The sequence below is a fragment of the Flavobacterium sp. GNP002 genome, assembly GCF_054343795.1.
Map to the genome: position 1 here is coordinate 1,465,464 of NZ_JBTGUW010000001.1, position 17,260 is coordinate 1,482,723.

A 17,260-nucleotide genomic window follows, 5' to 3' on the forward strand; every position below is an offset into this window, starting at 1 on the left:
AAATCGTGGTATTTTAAATGCTGTTATCATTTTTTTTAGGTACTGATATGTAATGATGCTTTACTATAGCGTTTGAAGGCTAAATGTAAGAAATTAAGAGTTGAATGTCATAATATCTTATCAACAAAAAAGAATTTGTGGTACAAACACAAAACGGGAGTAGGTTTTAACTAGGTTTATGTTTTTGGTTTGTTCTAATTGTTTTTTTTGTTTTTAGTTCAGCCAGTTTTTCTTTAAACTCTTTGCCCAATGGATGTTGTTCAACAAAAACATTGTACTTGCTCTTCATTTCAAGGTTAAGTTCTTTGATTATAAAGTCAGAAAAAATTTTGCTTTGAAGCAATAGTGCTTCTTTGTTTTTAATTACTGCATGAGATCTTTGAAGTAATAATAGTGCTTCATGTTCTTTTTGTACTTTGTATTCTAATGAATTGAGATGTCTTTTCTCAGATTTTATCCCTCGCTGCATATTTAGAGCTTCGGCAAAAAAATCTTGAATATTAGAGAGATCTTCTTTATTCCATTTGACTGATTTCCCTGTGTTTCTATTTATATTTTCAAGCACAATGTGAGCATGAAGATTTGGTTTCCATTCATTTGTTGATTTTTCATAATGGCCTTCATCTCGGTGAATATGTAATTCTTTTACACGTACCTTGAATTTTTTACTAAATTCTTTTGCAACGTTTAAAAGATCTGTATTGGAATGTTTTTCAGTAAAAAGGAAAACGCCTTCAAGTAAAAATTTGGCTTTGGCTTGTGCAGTCCTTCCAGTTTTATTTTTTACAATATCTTTTAAATCATTTATTACTTCAGGATGTGGCTTCATATCGCCGTAGGATTTATTCATAGGAGTCAAATCCTTGCGGACATAGTCGAACTCTCGTAGCCTGAGATTATGAGATTGACTTGTTGGTTTTACATTTTCAAAATGGACAGAAGATTTATTCATATAGTTCAGATTAGAGGCATCGCAGATTCCCTCGGAAGAGACCACAACTAGAGATTTTTCATCTCTAGTTATAGTGGGCTATAACTACCAAGGTATGTCTTGTGTACATGCATAGATTTTTTTTGATTTTTACTCTTTAGATAACAGTATTAAGCAAGTTTGTATTTATTAAAAAAAAGAGCTTAAAGGGAAAAAAAATACGATAGCAATTTTTATTTCCCTTTAAGCAATCCAATTGTATTTTGTTTTTTAAATGGGAGTTCAATTAATTTTTTGAAATTGGTGAATAACTTACTTACCTACTTACCTAAGCCAATGAATTTAAGAGTTTCTACGTTTTTTACCGCTTACCTTGAGTTACCTCACTTACCTAATTAGGTAAGTGAGGTAGGTTGCCTTTTTAAAACTTACCTAGCAAAAGCATTATAAACAGAGGGTTTAGGTAAGTAGGTAAGTAGGTAGGTTGGATTAATACAATTCTGTAATTCTTCATAGTGTTTCCATTTTAGGTTAACTTATTTCTTTTTAATTTGTTTCTTTTTAATTTATTTCTTTTTAATTTATTTCTTTTTAATTAATTAACTAATTAATTAGTTTCAACATTCTCACATTCTCACATTCTCACATTCTCACATTCTCACATTCTCACATTCTCACATTCTCACATTCTCACATTTTCACATTTATTTTTTCATTAGTTCCTTTGGACTGATATCGAATTTTGGCTTCGCTAGATATCCATATAATGAATTCTTTGGATTTTTGATTTTGGTAAATTTGTAACCTGTCAAGGCTCTACCCATATTTTCTCTACTTAGTTTTAAGCCCAATGGCATTAGTTTCTGTATGATATCGGAGGCATTGTGGAAATAGGCACTATCGTCTGTTACATCGAAATATTTAAGTAAGAGCTCTTGCTCAGTTGTAAGAATAGTATATTTTACATTTCGCTTTTCGTTATCAATAACGTCTTGCTGTGTTAACTCTGGTTCAAAGTTCTTGTCGTGATATGCCAAATAATAAGCCTGTGACCATACATTGTCGATGTTTACTTCTTTGGAATAATTAAAATTTAGTCTTCCTATGACATCAAACACTATCCACCGCACTGATCCTGTTGAATCTGTCAAAAATTCTGCCTTGTTTGTAGATCCAACAAACGAGCATATACGCGGCAAGTTTTCAGCACGTCTTTCATATGGTAAGCGTTCGTTAATGAAAACCTTACTTATTAATGATTTTAAATAATTAACTTCTGTTTTTCCAATAACGGACAGTTCTTCAAGGTTTATAATAAGATTCTTACACATTTTAATTCGAGAGTCCTTATCTGTTCCTAAATCCTCAGCGATATAATTCGAAAGCTTTTTTGGAATAAATTTTTGAAGATACGTTGACTTTCCAGCATGTTGCTCGCCATTAGCAAGGACCAAGCAATGTTTGTTTATTTTATCCTTTTCGCAGGCGCAAATGACAGCTCTTGCAAACCACTTCTTTAAATGATAAATAAAGGCTTCATTGTCATTTGTTGTTACGAAGGAAGCTAAATGTTTGATGTAATCAACTTGATTGTCCCATATAGGTAGCTCTAGCATATACTCTTTGATTGGGTCATATCGTTCAATCAGATTTGATTTTAATAATGTCTCTAGTTTGTTATAATTGGTGTCAATGTTGTTTCTGGTTAATTCGATAAGTAAAGAGTTTATATTTAAAGATTCCCAGTGACTATGTCCAATTATATTAATTTCATAATCCAATGAAATTGTGTTAAATCGAATTCTATATTTAGAATTTACGTATTTGATGATCCTATCAAAAATCGTATTTGAATCTATATCAGATTGATATAGTTTTTCTTGAGGTTTGTTTTTCATACAATAGAAGAATTATTGTATATTTGTAAATATACGGATGGTTACAAAAGGTAAGCACAAGAGAATTCGCAGTTCTTCTGTGCTTTTTTATTGGTTATTTTGTTTGTGTTCTTCTTCTTTTAGAAACTTTAGTTAGCTTAAGTGCTAGTTCAGCATCTACAACTATTATTCTGCCGTCTTGGCTTATTGCGGGCTCAATTTTCCCACTACTTTTTATACGACTTGCTGTTGCGATGCTACAGCCAAAAAGAGTTGCTATTCCCGACAAACCATATACATAAGTTTTGATAGGGGTTGTACTTTCGGTGGTTGCTGTAATTGTACTCTGAGAATCTCTTTTATTAATGAACAAAAATTCTTCGGTAGTAAGTTGAAAAAGGGGTTTTTTTAATAGTTCTTGAATTTCCATAATATTTAAACTGTTACATTAAACAATAACCTTGATCAGAGGTCTGTGGTGTTCGAACAGTGTAATGTTACGAATGGAAAAGGAGGGAAATGGGTGGAATTGCAACTTTTTATTTTTGTAAACGATACAAATTCAATTATTTACAAATTATTTTTTGTAATATGGAGGGAATTGGTGTTGTTTGATAGTTTATGATTCTATTTTTTATTCGAAGATGACATTAAAGCATTTATTGAAGCTTAATTTACGGGATGAAATATCAATTTTAAATCATTAATAAAAACTTCAGCTCTATTGCCATCATTTTTTTTCTGCTCCAAAGTATTAGCTTTCTTTTCAAAGGCTTTTGTCAAATTTAAATTCTTTAAAATCGTATTACGCCAAATTAAACTTTTTGGAGAATCGTTGTTGTCAAAAAGTTTTTTTATTAAATAACATGCGTAGGATAGGTTCCTTTCTTTAACAACCAGATTTTGGTCACTGTTAAGTAAGTTTAGATTATTGTAGAAATCATTGAATGGAATGTCGTTAAAAACTACTTTATTGGTGATGTTGTAAATTCCTTCAATTGTCTTTTTTTCGAAGAATATTTCAATCTTATTATCGAAGATTAAAATGTTTTCAGATATAAACTTTAAAAATTTGTTGTCTAAATAATTGATTTTTTCAAATATATTTTCGGAATAATGCATCACGATATTGATATAATACTCGTTCTGTTCTGATACCATTCTACCATAATCGGCTGATGCTTTTAAATATTCCTGTCTTTTGTTTTGGTATTTATCAAGTAGATGATTTCTTTTGTTTTCATCAAAATCATAACTGTCTAAATGCCTTACCATATTTTGGATTGCATCTTGTTCGTCAGAGATTTTCTTTAGTTCTTTTTCTTTTCCTAAAATAGAAAAACTACTTTTTTCACTTTCAATTTTACAAATTTCTCTAGTATTAAAATCGTCGAAAAATGATTTTTCGTTTGTATAAATGGCTATTAATTCTTTTAGTATTTTGACTAGATATTTAATTTGTATTTTATGATCAATTTCTTCATTCCTAATGTTAATCATTATTGAATAGATGTCATTAATTTTTGCGATATTATCGTAAAATTCTATTAGCGTTTTCTGATTATGAAATGTTAGTACTTTGGATTTATGAATGTGTAGCATTAAATTGTAATAAACGATGTACTTATCTAATATCTGCTTGAAATCTATATTCATATTTAGATAGTATTAAATTTTGACATTGCATCTGCTTTAATGGAATCTGCTATTCCTATGTAGGGTTTCATAGACTTAAAGTCGCTATGCCCTGTCCATTTCATAACGACTTGTGCTGGGATTCCAAGGGCCAAGGCATTGCAAACAAATGACCTACGGCCGGCATGTGTTCCAATTAATGCATATTTGGGGCGAACGATATCAATTCTTTGGTTTCCTTTATAATGAGTTTCACTAACTGGTTCGTTGATCTCCGCTAGTTCAGCGAGTTCCTTTAAATAGACGTTCATGTTCTGGTTTGTTATTACCGGTAGTACTTTGTTTTCCTCAAAGTTTATGTGCTTATACTTTTCGAGAATTGATTCGCTATGTTTATTTAACTCTACAATAAGACGATCGCCAGTTTTTTTGGTTATAAAATCAAGATGGTCCTTTTTAACGTTATTTTTTTTGAGATTATAGGCGTCACTGAATCTAAGTCCGGAGTAGCAAGTAAACAGAAAAACATCACGCACTCGCTCTAGATATTGTTTTTTATCTGGTATTATACAATTAGTGAGTTTTGTCAATTCTTCCACAGTTAGAAAAATCACGGTTTTTGGAGCTTTTTTTAGTTTAGGTCTAAAAAACTCATAAGCTTTGTTTTTGTTGTACCCCTTTTTATCAGCCCATCTTAGAAACCATTTGAAGAAGCTTAACTGCTTTTCAATAGTTGAATTACGCATTTTTTTATCATCACGTAAATAAATTATATAGTCATTTAAGCCGCTTTCTGTAAAAAAATCAAAATCAAGGTTTGGGTTGAAAGATTTGAGATGCTTTTTCATTGTAGTAAACTTTTGGAACGTAGCATCAGTCCAATTGTTTTGCCTGCCCATTTCTGTTGTGAATTCATCAATTACCGCTATGAAATCTATTTTTTTGGATGTAGATTCTTCCGCAGATTCCGACTGGATAGCTGTTTTAAATTCTTTTTTTAATTGTTCCGCACTAGGAATAAAGCCTTGAGCTTCAAAATTTTTAAAGATATTTTGCATGCAAGAATAGTAATCTGAAAGACCAGTGTTAATGTCAGATGAACTTTGTTTTAGTTTATTCGTGCATCCGTTTTTTACTCTTTCTCTATCCTTTTCCCATTTCGAAACATCTATGCGATAGCCAGTAGAAAAATCGATACGGTTATTGGCGAAAATAACGCGCATTCTGATTGGGACATTTTCAACTATGAGAATGTTATCTTTTTTTCTGTTTTCTAAAGTGAAAATTATATTTCGTTTGATAGTATTCATAATTGGGGTCAAATAAATTACACCCAAATCTACACCCAATTATTTTGATATGCAATGATACTTTATGATATTTTATTTTATTAAAGTCCCTATAAGTGCCTGATATATATAAAATTTGACTCTTTGTGATTATTGGTGATTACGTACATTCGAATCCCATCCTCTCTGCGAAAAAATAATGCTTTCCGAAAGGGGAGCATTTTTTGTTTTATGGCGTGGCAAACTTTTTAGTTTGTCTAAGCTATAAAACAAAAAAGAATCAGGCATGAAATGCCGAGCATTAATTTCTTATTTTAAATATCTTTCAACAAAGAATAAATCTTTTTAAATTTTTCAAAGCTTTGTTCGTAGATTTCCTTATGATTTCTATTTGGCGAAAAGGTTTTTCCTATTTTATTTTCGGATGGAACGGCAATATCAGTAGCTTTAAAACCAATCAAAACAGCTCCCCAAGCAGAAGCTTCGATTGTTTCAGCAACGATTACTTTCATTTGAAAAATATCAGCGACCATTTGCAGCCAAAATTCACTTTTTCCAAAACCGCCACTCGCCATTATGGTGATTTTGTGTCTTTCTTCTGGATTTGGGAGTAAGATTTCGGTAATACTTAATAGCCCAAATAAGATGCCTTCCAGTGTCGCTCTAATTAAGTGTGCTTTGGTATGGATAATTTGGATTCCTAAAAGTGTTCCTTGGGCAGAAGCATCCCAAATAGGAGCTCTTTCTCCCAATAAATAAGGGACAAAAAGCAAGCCTTCGGATCCAGCAGTAATTGTTTCAGCTTGTTTGAATAATTCTTCAAAAGATTCGTCTGTTTTTAAGATAGATTCTTTTAGCCATTGCAAAACAATGGCGCCATTATTAACCGCTCCCAGTTTCAAATACTGATTGTCCATCAAATGATAACATTGCGTTCGCATTTCAGGATCAATAAAAGGTTTGTCAGTGGGTAAACGTACCGCGCCACTGGTCCCAATAGATAACGCCATTCGGCCAGCTTCCATAGCGCCGGTTCCTAAATTTGCCAATACACCATCACCACCACCCAAAACATAATAGAATTCATCAGATTGTCCTTTGGTTTTGTGGGTTGGACTAACAATTTTAGAAAGTTGGAATTCATCTATTTTTAAATAATCTAAAATATCTAAATCCCACTGTAGTGTGTGAATGTTCATTAAGCCAGTTCCGGATGCCATCGAGGAATCAATTACATATTCGCCGGTAAGATGATGCCAAATGTATTCTTTGATGCTAATGAACTTATACGTTTTAGAAAAAGTGATTGTGTCGTGTTCTTTTAACCAAGCAATTTTGGTCATGGGTGAAAAGGTATGAATAGGAATTCCTGTTTTTTGATAGAAATTTTTTCCTTGTTCGGATTTTTTTAATGCTTCGGCTAATGCATGCGCTCTATTATCGGCCCAAATAAAGGCATCGGTGAGCGGTTTTCCATTGCTGTCGATTGCTATTATACTTTGCATAGCCGAACTAAAACTGATGAATTCAGGCTGAATCCCTTTTGTGATTTCTTGGATGCATCCTAAAACTGACGCTAGAATTTCATTAGGTTTTTGAATGCTCCAATCTGGCTTCGGATGATACATAGAATAGGATTGACTGCATTCCCGAATCACTTTCCCGGTTCTGTCAAAACACACGGCTTTAGTTGCTGTAGTGCCAATGTCTATTCCGATGTAAAATTGCTCCATTTTTTTAGTTTAATTGGGGTTATCCCACTAGTAAATTCAGTAATAATACACCAATCAATCCCATTATTCCAATGATAGTTTCCATAACGGTCCATGTTTTAAACGTATCCGATATACTGATTCCGAAATACTCTTTAAACATCCAGAATCCCGTGTCATTCACATGAGAACACATTAAACTTCCGGCTCCAATTGATAATACCATCAATTCTGGACTTATTCCTGAGCTTACTACTAAAGGCTGTACAATCCCTGCCGCAGTTAATCCCGCAACAGTTGCTGAGCCTAAAGCTATCCTGATAATTGTTGCTACAAGCCAGCCCAATACTAATGGAGAAAGTGTCGATGTTTCGAAAAAAACAGCTAAATCAGTACCAATGCCACTGTCAATCAATACTTGTTTGAAAGCTCCTCCTGCCGCAATAATCATAATAATCATCGTGGCGGAACTCAGTGCTGAACTGGATTTATCCATTACGTCCTGCATTTTTCTGCCGCGATTAATCCCTAAAAAAACAATGGCAAATAATACCGCGAGAAGCATTGACGTGGTTGGACTTTCAATAAATCCTAGTGTATGACGCAAAGAAGATGTTTCCGGCAAGGTTAATTCGCTTATGGTTGCCATCGCCATTAAGATAACAGGAATCAAAGCCGTCAGAAAACTGATTCCGAAAGAAGGCATTTCGTTTTCAGCGAATGTTTTACTTTCGAATAATCCTTTGGGTGGATTAGCGACAATTTTCTTAATGAATTCCGGGAACACAATTCCCGCAATCAATAAAGTAGGAATGGCAATTATCAATCCGAACAACAGCGTTTTGCCAATGTCAGCCTTGAAAATTACTGCAATGGCTGTAGGTCCCGGATGAGGGGGCAAAAAACCATGTGTCACCGAAAGTGCAGATGCCATAGCAATTCCAAGATAAATTATGGGTTGCTTCGTGCTTTTTGCGACAGCGAAAACCATAGGAATCAAAATCACAAATCCGGCATTGTAAAACATCGAAATTCCTACTGCAAAACCCGTAAGCAACATCGCCCATTTTATGTGCTTAACGCCAAAAGACCGAATCATCACCGAACTTATTCGTTGTGCCGCACCACTATCTGAAAGTATATTTCCCAGTATAACTCCAAGCGCAATAATCAAAATCAAAGAACCGAGTGTGCTTCCAATTCCTTGTTGGAGGGAATTTAGAATGTCAGGAAAGAGCATGCCTTTGGCAATTCCCACAAAAAAGGAAGCGATAATCAACGAGAGGAACGCATTGAGTTTTACTGCGGATATCAAGACAAGTAATAAAAGGATACTTGCAATTAAGATCAATATTGACATGTACTTGAATTTGAAAAATTAAAAATTATCTTCGAATGGGTTTGTTGTGTAATCAGTTATTCGTTTTTTTCGACAGCGTGACCGCCAAATTCATTGCGAAGTGCTGCTACCACTTTTCCGGAGAAAGTATCTTGCATTTGGGAACGGTAACGCATCATTATTGACAATGCAATAACCGGAGTAGGAACGCCCAAATCTAAAGCGGTTTCCAGCGTCCATTTCCCTTCGCCAGATGAGTGCATAATTCCTTTGATGCTGTCTAGTTTTGGGTCTTTTGAGAAGGCATTTTCAGTGAGTTCCATTAGCCAACTGCGCACCACGGAACCGTGATTGAACAGTTTTGCTGTTTTTTCGAAATCAATGTCAAATTCAGAATGTTCAAAAACTTCGAAACCTTCAGCAATAGATTGCATCATTCCGTATTCGATTCCGTTGTGAACCATTTTCGTGAAATGTCCGCTTCCGGCTGCACCAGTATAAAGATGTCCGTTTTCGACAGAAATATCTTTGAAAACTTGCGCGACATATTGAAATACGGCTGGTTCTCCGCCTATCATCGTACAAGCGCCATGTAAAGCTCCCGATGTTCCACCTGAAGTTCCGCAGTCTAAAAAGTCAATGCCGAGTTCCTTGAGTTGTGAATAACGGCGTTTGGAATCTTTATAGTTAGAGTTTCCTCCGTCAATGATAATGTCGTTTTTTTCTAAAAAAGGAAGTAAAGAAGTGATCACTCCGTCTACAATTTCACCTGCAGGAACCATTAGCCAAATCACTTTTCGGTCGTTCAGTTTTTGACATAATTCTTTCACGGAATGCGCGGTTGTGATTCCTTCCTGACCAATTTTTGAAACAAAGTCAGTATTGACATCTTGGGCTATTACTTCGTAACCGTTTCGCTGTAGATTTAAGGCAAGGTTGAAGCCCATTTTTCCTAATCCTATAATTCCAATTTGCATGACTGTTTCGTTTTAAGTGTAATTTGAAAATGCTTTTAAGTAAGCGCTAAAAAATTTTTACAGTAAAAATATTGGTTTTAATTTTTTAACAAGCAATTTATTCGAAAAATATTACACTAGTTATAGTCAATATGTTAATTAGTTTTAATGCATTTTAAAGATTGTGTTTTGAAGAGTCAATACGATATTTAAACCCAAAAAATAGGCCTATTTTTCTGAGTTTTTGCTGCTATTTACAAGGTCAAACTTGCGGTCACGGTATAGTTAATTTCGATATTATAGATACCTGCCGGGCATAAGGAGCTAGGTTTTATCCTGAATTGAATCGGTATATCTTTTCTACAGCCTATGAATTCCATAATTTTTACAGCTTGGGTAGCGTTGTTGGGAACTACAATGTAATTGCCACCATTAGATGGCATTAGGTTTCTTTGACCTAAAGGTTTGATTAATAAAGTATCATAAATACTCACTGTTGGGAAACGTAGTCCGCTGTTTACAGTTGTTTTTGCTTCAAGAATTATGTTTGCTGGTGCATTAACTGAATTGATGTAGACTCTATATCGATATACATTTTGTTCACAGAGAAGAGACGACGAGAGTAATAATATTGGATCTAGTACAAAACCAATTTTAGTCGCGTCAAAATTACTCTCGAATCCTACTGTTGCGTCATCAACACCGGCCTCTACTACAACTGCATTAACAGACTGCGTAAAACTTGGCATTCCTGTAACATTCAAAGTTCCTGCGAAAATTTGGGCTTGTGAATAGCTAAACGATAGCAAGAAAGATACTGTTATGATAAATAAATTTTTCATTTTGGTTCTATTTAATTTCATAAATAATTTCAAATCCATTGGGTAATGATAATCCACTTTGATTCTCTACAGTAATACGAAGATTATAACCAGTGCCTAATCCATTCCCAGTGTAGCCGCCTGCGAAACTGTTTATCAAGACTTGTTCAGCGGTACTCAAGGTAATTGGGCTGTTGTTTTGATTAGCGATATATGAGCCCCCGATATTTGTTGCAGCTATAACTTTAATTTTTATCACAATGCCAGCAGGAACTATTTGGTTTGTGCGAACATAAATTTTAGCATTAGCTAAATTTGATGCTCGATAGGTATAATTCAACCAAATGTTATCATTTGTTGCAATTCCGCCAACACCAGTTGCAGGTAAACCTGCTTCTAAGGTACTACTGCTAAGACCAAAGCTAATAGTGTTGCTAGGGTCTGGCTCTGCATCAACAATAGCAATGGGTTGAAGACTCAAAGTTGCAAAGTTAGAGCGTTGTCCTCCTCCAAAAATGAAATTACTACTAATTGTAACATTCAATATTTCCTGTGCCCCGCAAACGAAGAAGCATAAGGTAAAAAGAGCCGCTAGTATATAGTCTGTGTTTTTCATAATTACCCTCCTATTGTAAAGTTTTTACTTTTAAATTGTACTTTGCGTTCTTTGCCTTTTACTGGTACATTGATAGTGATTTTTTGTCCTTCTTTTACAGTAATTTGTGTCTCTTTCTCAATTTCAAAAAATTCTTTTCCTTTATAACGTGTTAGTGTCAATTTGTATGTTCCTGGAACAATATTTTGAAATTTAAAAACGCCTTGCGCATTAGACTCTACATTGTACGTGAAGTTTTCATTTTCAATTTTTAGATACCCTTCTAGATTATCACCGTTTGGTCTTGTCAATTCTGGAAAAACAAGAGTTCCCAGTATGGTAGAAGCTCTAACGATCGTAATGTTTAATTCTGCTTTTTTATCTTTTTCTACAAGAACCTGAAATGGGGTTTTTGTAGCGGTAATTATTCCAAAAGGCAGTGTGGATTCATCCATCAAGATATAGTTGTTTCCAAGGGGTAGGTTATTGAATTCAAAAACACCTTTTTCATTGGTAACAATGCTTTTTCCAGCCGCTATAATTTTTATTCCTTTTACGTCTATACTTTTATCATTTACTTGAATTAAGCCGTTGACACCACCTTGTTCTAATATTCTTTTTAAAGGTACTCCAAAGGAATACATATAGGTTCCAAAGGCTAGCAGTTCCTTTTTATTGGTTACACCAGGATTTTCAAAATAATTAGCTCGGATTTCAAATAAATGATTTTTAGCTACAGTTACCATTAACATTGCATTTATGAAATCACGTCTTAAATAGGTGTCTTCTGGACTAAAACCACTATTGTATGTGGAATTGAATCTAAAGTTTTTGTTGAAATTATAGTCAATACCAACACTATAGGTATAGAAGTTTTCATTTACATTCATATCATTATATCGATTGCTGTAATTGTGATTAATACCGCTTCTAAGTGAAAAATGATCTGAGAACCTATACGAGGCATCTAGATTATGTGAATATGTTTTTCTGTATTGCAAATCGTTACTTAATAAATTTTGTGTTTCGGCAATTCTTCCAGTAAAGCCAAAAGCAAAAGTCCTACCAGAGAAAATATATCTGTAATCGATTCCAGATTCTCTATAAAAATAACTTTTAGGCTCAAGTTGGTCTTCTCTTATTCTTCTATCTAAGCGAATATCAATATAACTTTTAGGCCCAAAACGGTATCCTATTCTTCCGTAATAGTTTTCAAAATAGGGCTCAGCAGCAAAAAATAAAGGGTCTAAGCGTTTATTTACTTTAGATACGGTTTGTCCAACAACAAAATCGAATTTTCTAAATTTATAGAACAAGCTATTGGTATATTCAATACTGTTTCTAATAATTCCAAAGTAATTTTTACCTGAAAAGGTAAAACTGCCACTATAAGTCAAACCGATCATCTTTTGGACTAGGTTGAAAAAATGAGCATGATCAACATTTTGATTTGTCACGCTTAGCGAAGACTCTGCGTTGATGAAAGTGTTTTTAGCCCGAAGTTCAAAATTAGCAGTGCCAATTTGACCTTTTTCATCAGGGTTAGCTTCTATGTTTTTGTTGGCTCCCATTACAGTTCCTTTAGAGCTTTCTACTGCAAATCCTAAAAAGGCGTTCTTGTTAAAACGATAAACAGATTTAAAACCAAATAGTGCTTCTGAATTAAAGCTGTACAATCTTGGCTTAGAAAAGAAAGCAGATAGTGTCCAATTGTTTACATTTTGATCAACTCTAAAACCCATCCCAAAGCGGCTGTCAAAACCTAATCGATTGATATAGTAGGCGTGATCCCCAAGATATACGGTCGTACTATTATTGTATTTATAGATTAAACTGTATTGATCTGTAATACCGAAATTTTTAAGATTTTTTTGTTGAGGTGCTCTTATGATCAAATTTAAGTGATTTTTTCTATCTAAATCTAAGAATCCATCGCCTATAAATTCCCCTGAAATTGTTGAATAATGTTCATCTTGAAATGTATTACTGTTATAGTTCACACTAAAGCGTACTGGATATCTAAAAAACGGATCTGATTGTTTAAGTTTTGTGGGGAACACTTTTGTGCTGCCGTATGCTTTGTAAGACTTACCAGAGGTAATACTCATTGCACTTAAAGAGGTTCCGATAGTAGTAAAATCATAGTATTTTGCGTCAGTTTTTTGCGTTATTTCAACTGTTGCCGTCATATTTGGGCCTAGTTTAATCAATTTTCCTCCTTTAATAGTGTTTGTGCTGGATAATGAGATTTCTTGTTCCACATTTCCTTTGTTTTTTATTTCATATTTTGCCTCTATAATTTCCCCTGCTTGTACGTTGTTTGATGTGTATAAGTTGTAAACTTCTAGTTCTAAGTTTGGTTCAATGTTGAAAACAACTTCTTTTGAGCCAATTTTATTTCCATTTAAATTTTTAACAGTAAAGGTCGCAGCGATGTTTCCGGATGGATTGTCTACCGGTATATTGAAACTAATTAACACCATTTTTTTTTGGTTCGCTTCCAAGACTCCCAAATCACTTATAGAAATCAAGTTCCAATTGCGAGGTAATTCTGCAGTAAGTTTTAAATTAGATGTGCTGTTTTCACCGTTTTCAATTTCAATAATTAAAGTATGGCTTTTATTTGTTGGATAACTTTCTTTAAGGTTTAAGACACGAATTTTAATTTGCTCGATTCCCGTAGCACTTTGTCTTTTTTCTTTTGTTTCAACAATTGAGGCGTTAGAAATTTTGATGTTTTCGGTTGAGGTCCCACTTTTTTTATTGGTTTCTGGAGTTACTTTAGCTAAATCGTTCTTAGAATTAGTAGTAGGTACAACTTTTTGTTTGTCTGCGGTTTTAGGGTTATTAGTGTTTCCTTTTTCTGGAGCTATTGTATTTTTAGTGTTTCGTTTTGCGGTTGATTTTTCACTCGTGTTACTGTTGTCTTTTATAGTGTTTTGTTTTGATACATTTGATTTCGATGCGTTTGTAGCAGCAAGTTTTGCATTAGCCTCTTTTGCTGGTACTCTTGCTGATGAACTTGTAGCCGTATTTGCTACGCTATTTATTGCTAATTTTTTGTCGTTTTGTTTTGACTGTGGCTCTTTTACTGCTGCAACAGCAGTAGCCTTAATATTCGTTTTTGCCACTGCCGCAGTAGCTGTTTCATTTAGAACAGCACTTGCCTGGGTTTTGTCTTTTGCAATAGTACGTTGCATCTCCTCTTTGGTAAAGGATTTTACATCGGTTTGTTTTTTGTTATCTGCTGTAGTATTTTTAGTCGTATTTACTGCTGTTGTATTGTTATTTTGTTTAGACTTTAATTCCTTTACAGTCGTAACTCCAGTAGTATTGGTGTTCGTTTTTGATGCTGCCATTGGAGCTGTTTCATTTAGGACAGCACTTGCTTGAGATTTATCTTTTGAGAAAGTACGTTGCATTACTTGCATTTCCTCGTTGGTAAAGGATTTTACATCGTTTTGTTTTTTGTTTTCTGCTGTAGTATTTTTAGTCGAGTTTATTGCCGTTGTATTGTTGTTTTGTTTAGATCTTAATTCCTTTACAGCCGTAACTCCAGGAGCGTTACTATTCGTTTTTGCTACTGCCACTGGATCAATTTCATTAGAATCAGAGCTTGCTTGAGATTTATCTTTCGAGAAAGTACGTTGCATTATTTGCATTTCCTCTTTGGTAAAGGATTTTACATCGTTTTGTTTTTTGTTATCTGCAGTGGTATTTTTAGTCGAGTTTATTGCTGTTGTATTGTTATTTTGTCTAGACTTTAATTCTTTTACAGTCGTAACTTCAGGCGCATTAGTATTCGTTTTTGCCACTGTCACAGGAGCAGTTTCATTTACATCAGAGATTACTTGAGATTTATCTTTCGAGAAAGTACGTTGCATTATTTGCATTTCCTCTTTGGTAAAGGATTTTACACCGTTTTGTTTAGAAGTAACAGCATTAGGTTGTTTTTCTGTGATTATTGATGTTGGTTTTGCATTTGATGTCTCACTTGCTTTTTTCTTATAGTAATTCAATGAGTCATTTTCCTCGTACAAAGCAGATGTATTTGAAGATGTTGTACTACTTATATTTACTGTATCCAAATCTTCAGATTGAACTCCCATTCCACATCCTACATAGAGGGGCAGCAAAAGATAGATGAAGTTATATACAGTTTTCATAGGAAGGAGTTTTGATGAATAGAAAGTGACTTTATTCCTTAGTCAATAGCAAGGCTAATGTTAGTCCCTACAAATTTTTCTCTTGAGTCAGCAACTAAAAGGCATTCGTAATTTCCTGTAGGTAAATCGGAAATGTCGATGATGTAATCTTTGCAAAAACCAGGGAAAACTAGACCTCTGATTGTTGTTTTTTTAAAGATATTTTTCCCTTCAGAATCATAAATTTCTAAAGACAATTTCACGCCTTCAATAAATGAATGTTGATTAGCAATTTTTATCGTTAAGTTTTTGTTTCCTGTAGTTTTGTCAATGTCAACTTTTTGGAAATCTAAACTTACTTCATCAAGGCTATTTACGTTTGTTATTAATGCAATAGCATATCTCATTTTTGTATTCAGACCTATGTTTTGAGCAAGTTTTTCTTTTTTAATAGGCTTTTCTATGTCTACCATTAACATGTTCCAAAAGGTGCCTCTTAGTGCTTGGTCTTGTGGGATGTTGATTATAAACTTATAAGTATATTGTTCTCTTGGATTTAGTACTTTGTCCATCAAACTACCATCAAACCATTTTAAAGACGATTTTAAGTGGGATTGTGTAGTTGAAAAAGTTCGATCTCCTGTGCAAGAAAAGATAGCTTCGTGTAAACTAAAGGAGACTGTTTGCGGTTCATCTGAATTATTTAATAATATAATTTCTCCCTGGATTTGAGTTCCAGACATTCCAGAATAAATATGTGTTAATCCGTTTGTTACAATAACACTAGAGTAGGTTAAATTCACGAATAAAAATAACGCGATAATTATGTATGTTTTTTTCATTTTTAGCTTCTTTAGTATAATTATAAAACAGGGGCTTTTAGTCACTATCAAAGTTAACGTGTAAGTTGAGAAATTGATAGTAGTTTTCGATAGCTCGCTAGTTACTGTAGTTAAATGGTATTAATTTGTCTTTAAGCTATTTCAATAAATCAGCATGATATTGATGGGGTATATTTTTGATTGACGATGTCATACAAATTAGACTGCTGTGTTGCTGTTAAGCGTGTTTTTGGAATCAATCCTAAAAGAGAAAGGTTCTATACATAGTGTAAAGAACCTTTTCTTGTAGGTATTAAAAAGATTTGGAATACATTAAATATCTGTCAAAGTATATCTAAGAGTTGCATTGTAATCTCCGGCACGGTATAATGCGAAGTTTCCATTTTGTTCTAGCGTGTAGGTTAATTTTACACCTCTAGCTAAATCGCCAGTGTATACACTTTCAATACTGGTTACTAATAGTGCATCTGTACCAATTGCGTTGGTTACTCCTAAACGTACTCCTGCAGCAGTTACTGTTCCAGCAGAATCTGTTGTACCTCCATTAGCAATAATTGACGGAGCTACAGGTGTGATTCTTAAATCTAAACTTGCTGGAAATGTACTGCCTGCTTCTAACTGAACATTGATCTGACGGGTTAAGTCGTATCCGCTACCATTTACTGCAGTAGCTACAACACTAGTATAATTCAAGTATAAATTTGTGTAACTCAAGGCTGAAAACGCATACAAACCAGCTTCAGCGTTGATACCATTTTGTGTAGCATTTGCCATGTTGAATACAACGGTTGCAGCTTCTGTTCCGGTATTGCTGTCATAAATGTCTATCAGTGCCACTTCTGGTACATTCACATTTAATACGTGTGATGCAATGTTTACATCACTGTTGTCTTGAGCATTTGCATTGCTAGCAAATAATGCGGCAACGGTTACGAGTAGTAGGTTAACTTTTTTCATAATTTGGGGTTTTTTATTAATTAATATGTAGTAAAACTACAATCTAAGTTCGGTCGTAGATCTGGTTTTTCGTTAGACTGCATTGAAGTATAGGCGAATAAAAGCTTTTAAAGTCTTGTCGTAAATTTTGCGCACTTGTTTCAAAGGGAAAAATTGAAATT

13 protein-coding genes are annotated in these 17,260 nt (G+C 33.9%); all 13 read right to left on the bottom strand.

All coding sequences use genetic code 11. The features are described from left to right. Nucleotides 1-166 precede the first annotated feature (166 nt). The 13 genes from ACXX80_RS06405 to ACXX80_RS06465 all read right to left on the bottom strand — a co-directional run bounded on the left by ACXX80_RS06405 (nt 167) and on the right by ACXX80_RS06465 (nt 17,099). Complete coding sequence (locus tag ACXX80_RS06405; RefSeq protein WP_458552492.1) at nt 167-952, bottom strand: plasmid recombination protein; 786 nt, start codon at nt 950-952, stop codon at nt 167-169. Nucleotides 953-1,635: 683 nt separating this feature from the next. Further along, entirely contained in the window at nt 1,636-2,829 is a 1,194-nt protein-coding gene (locus ACXX80_RS06410) for a VapE domain-containing protein (RefSeq protein ID WP_458552494.1), read from the bottom strand. Nucleotides 2,830-2,923: 94 nt separating this feature from the next. Beyond that, nucleotides 2,924-3,238, bottom strand: a complete 315-nt coding sequence (locus ACXX80_RS06415; RefSeq protein ID WP_458552495.1) for a DUF3853 family protein — start codon at nt 3,236-3,238, stop codon at nt 2,924-2,926. 239 nt (nt 3,239-3,477) lie between these two features. Next, nucleotides 3,478-4,464, bottom strand: coding sequence for a hypothetical protein (locus ACXX80_RS06420; RefSeq protein WP_458552496.1), 987 nt, complete (start codon nt 4,462-4,464; stop codon nt 3,478-3,480). A 2-nt stretch (nt 4,465-4,466) separates the two neighbouring features. Beyond that, complete coding sequence (locus tag ACXX80_RS06425; protein ID WP_458552497.1) at nt 4,467-5,753, bottom strand: site-specific integrase; 1,287 nt, start codon at nt 5,751-5,753, stop codon at nt 4,467-4,469. A gap of 293 nt (nt 5,754-6,046) precedes the next feature. Further along, nucleotides 6,047-7,465, bottom strand: a complete 1,419-nt coding sequence (locus tag ACXX80_RS06430; RefSeq protein ID WP_458552499.1) for a gluconokinase — start codon at nt 7,463-7,465, stop codon at nt 6,047-6,049. Nucleotides 7,466-7,484: 19 nt separating this feature from the next. Continuing rightward, entirely contained in the window at nt 7,485-8,804 is a 1,320-nt protein-coding gene (locus ACXX80_RS06435) for a gluconate:H+ symporter (RefSeq protein WP_458552501.1), read from the bottom strand. A 56-nt stretch (nt 8,805-8,860) separates the two neighbouring features. Continuing rightward, nucleotides 8,861-9,760 carry a phosphogluconate dehydrogenase (NAD(+)-dependent, decarboxylating) gene (gnd, locus tag ACXX80_RS06440; RefSeq protein WP_458552503.1) on the bottom strand — a complete coding sequence of 300 codons (900 nt, stop codon included), beginning with the start codon at nt 9,758-9,760 and terminating at the stop codon, nt 8,861-8,863. Between the two features lie 233 nt (nt 9,761-9,993). Further along, nucleotides 9,994-10,581 (bottom strand): hypothetical protein, encoded by a 588-nt coding sequence (locus ACXX80_RS06445; RefSeq protein WP_458552504.1) that lies wholly within the window; start codon nt 10,579-10,581, stop codon nt 9,994-9,996. Nucleotides 10,582-10,588: 7 nt separating this feature from the next. Next, on the bottom strand, nt 10,589-11,176 hold the full coding sequence (locus tag ACXX80_RS06450; protein ID WP_458552506.1) for a hypothetical protein: 588 nt from the start codon (nt 11,174-11,176) through the stop codon (nt 10,589-10,591). A 2-nt stretch (nt 11,177-11,178) separates the two neighbouring features. Beyond that, nucleotides 11,179-15,321 (bottom strand): hypothetical protein, encoded by a 4,143-nt coding sequence (locus ACXX80_RS06455; protein ID WP_458552508.1) that lies wholly within the window; start codon nt 15,319-15,321, stop codon nt 11,179-11,181. A gap of 38 nt (nt 15,322-15,359) precedes the next feature. Beyond that, nucleotides 15,360-16,142 carry a hypothetical protein gene (locus tag ACXX80_RS06460; RefSeq protein ID WP_458552510.1) on the bottom strand — a complete coding sequence of 261 codons (783 nt, stop codon included), beginning with the start codon at nt 16,140-16,142 and terminating at the stop codon, nt 15,360-15,362. A 312-nt stretch (nt 16,143-16,454) separates the two neighbouring features. Continuing rightward, entirely contained in the window at nt 16,455-17,099 is a 645-nt protein-coding gene (locus tag ACXX80_RS06465) for a hypothetical protein (protein ID WP_458552512.1), read from the bottom strand. Nucleotides 17,100-17,260 lie beyond the last annotated feature (161 nt).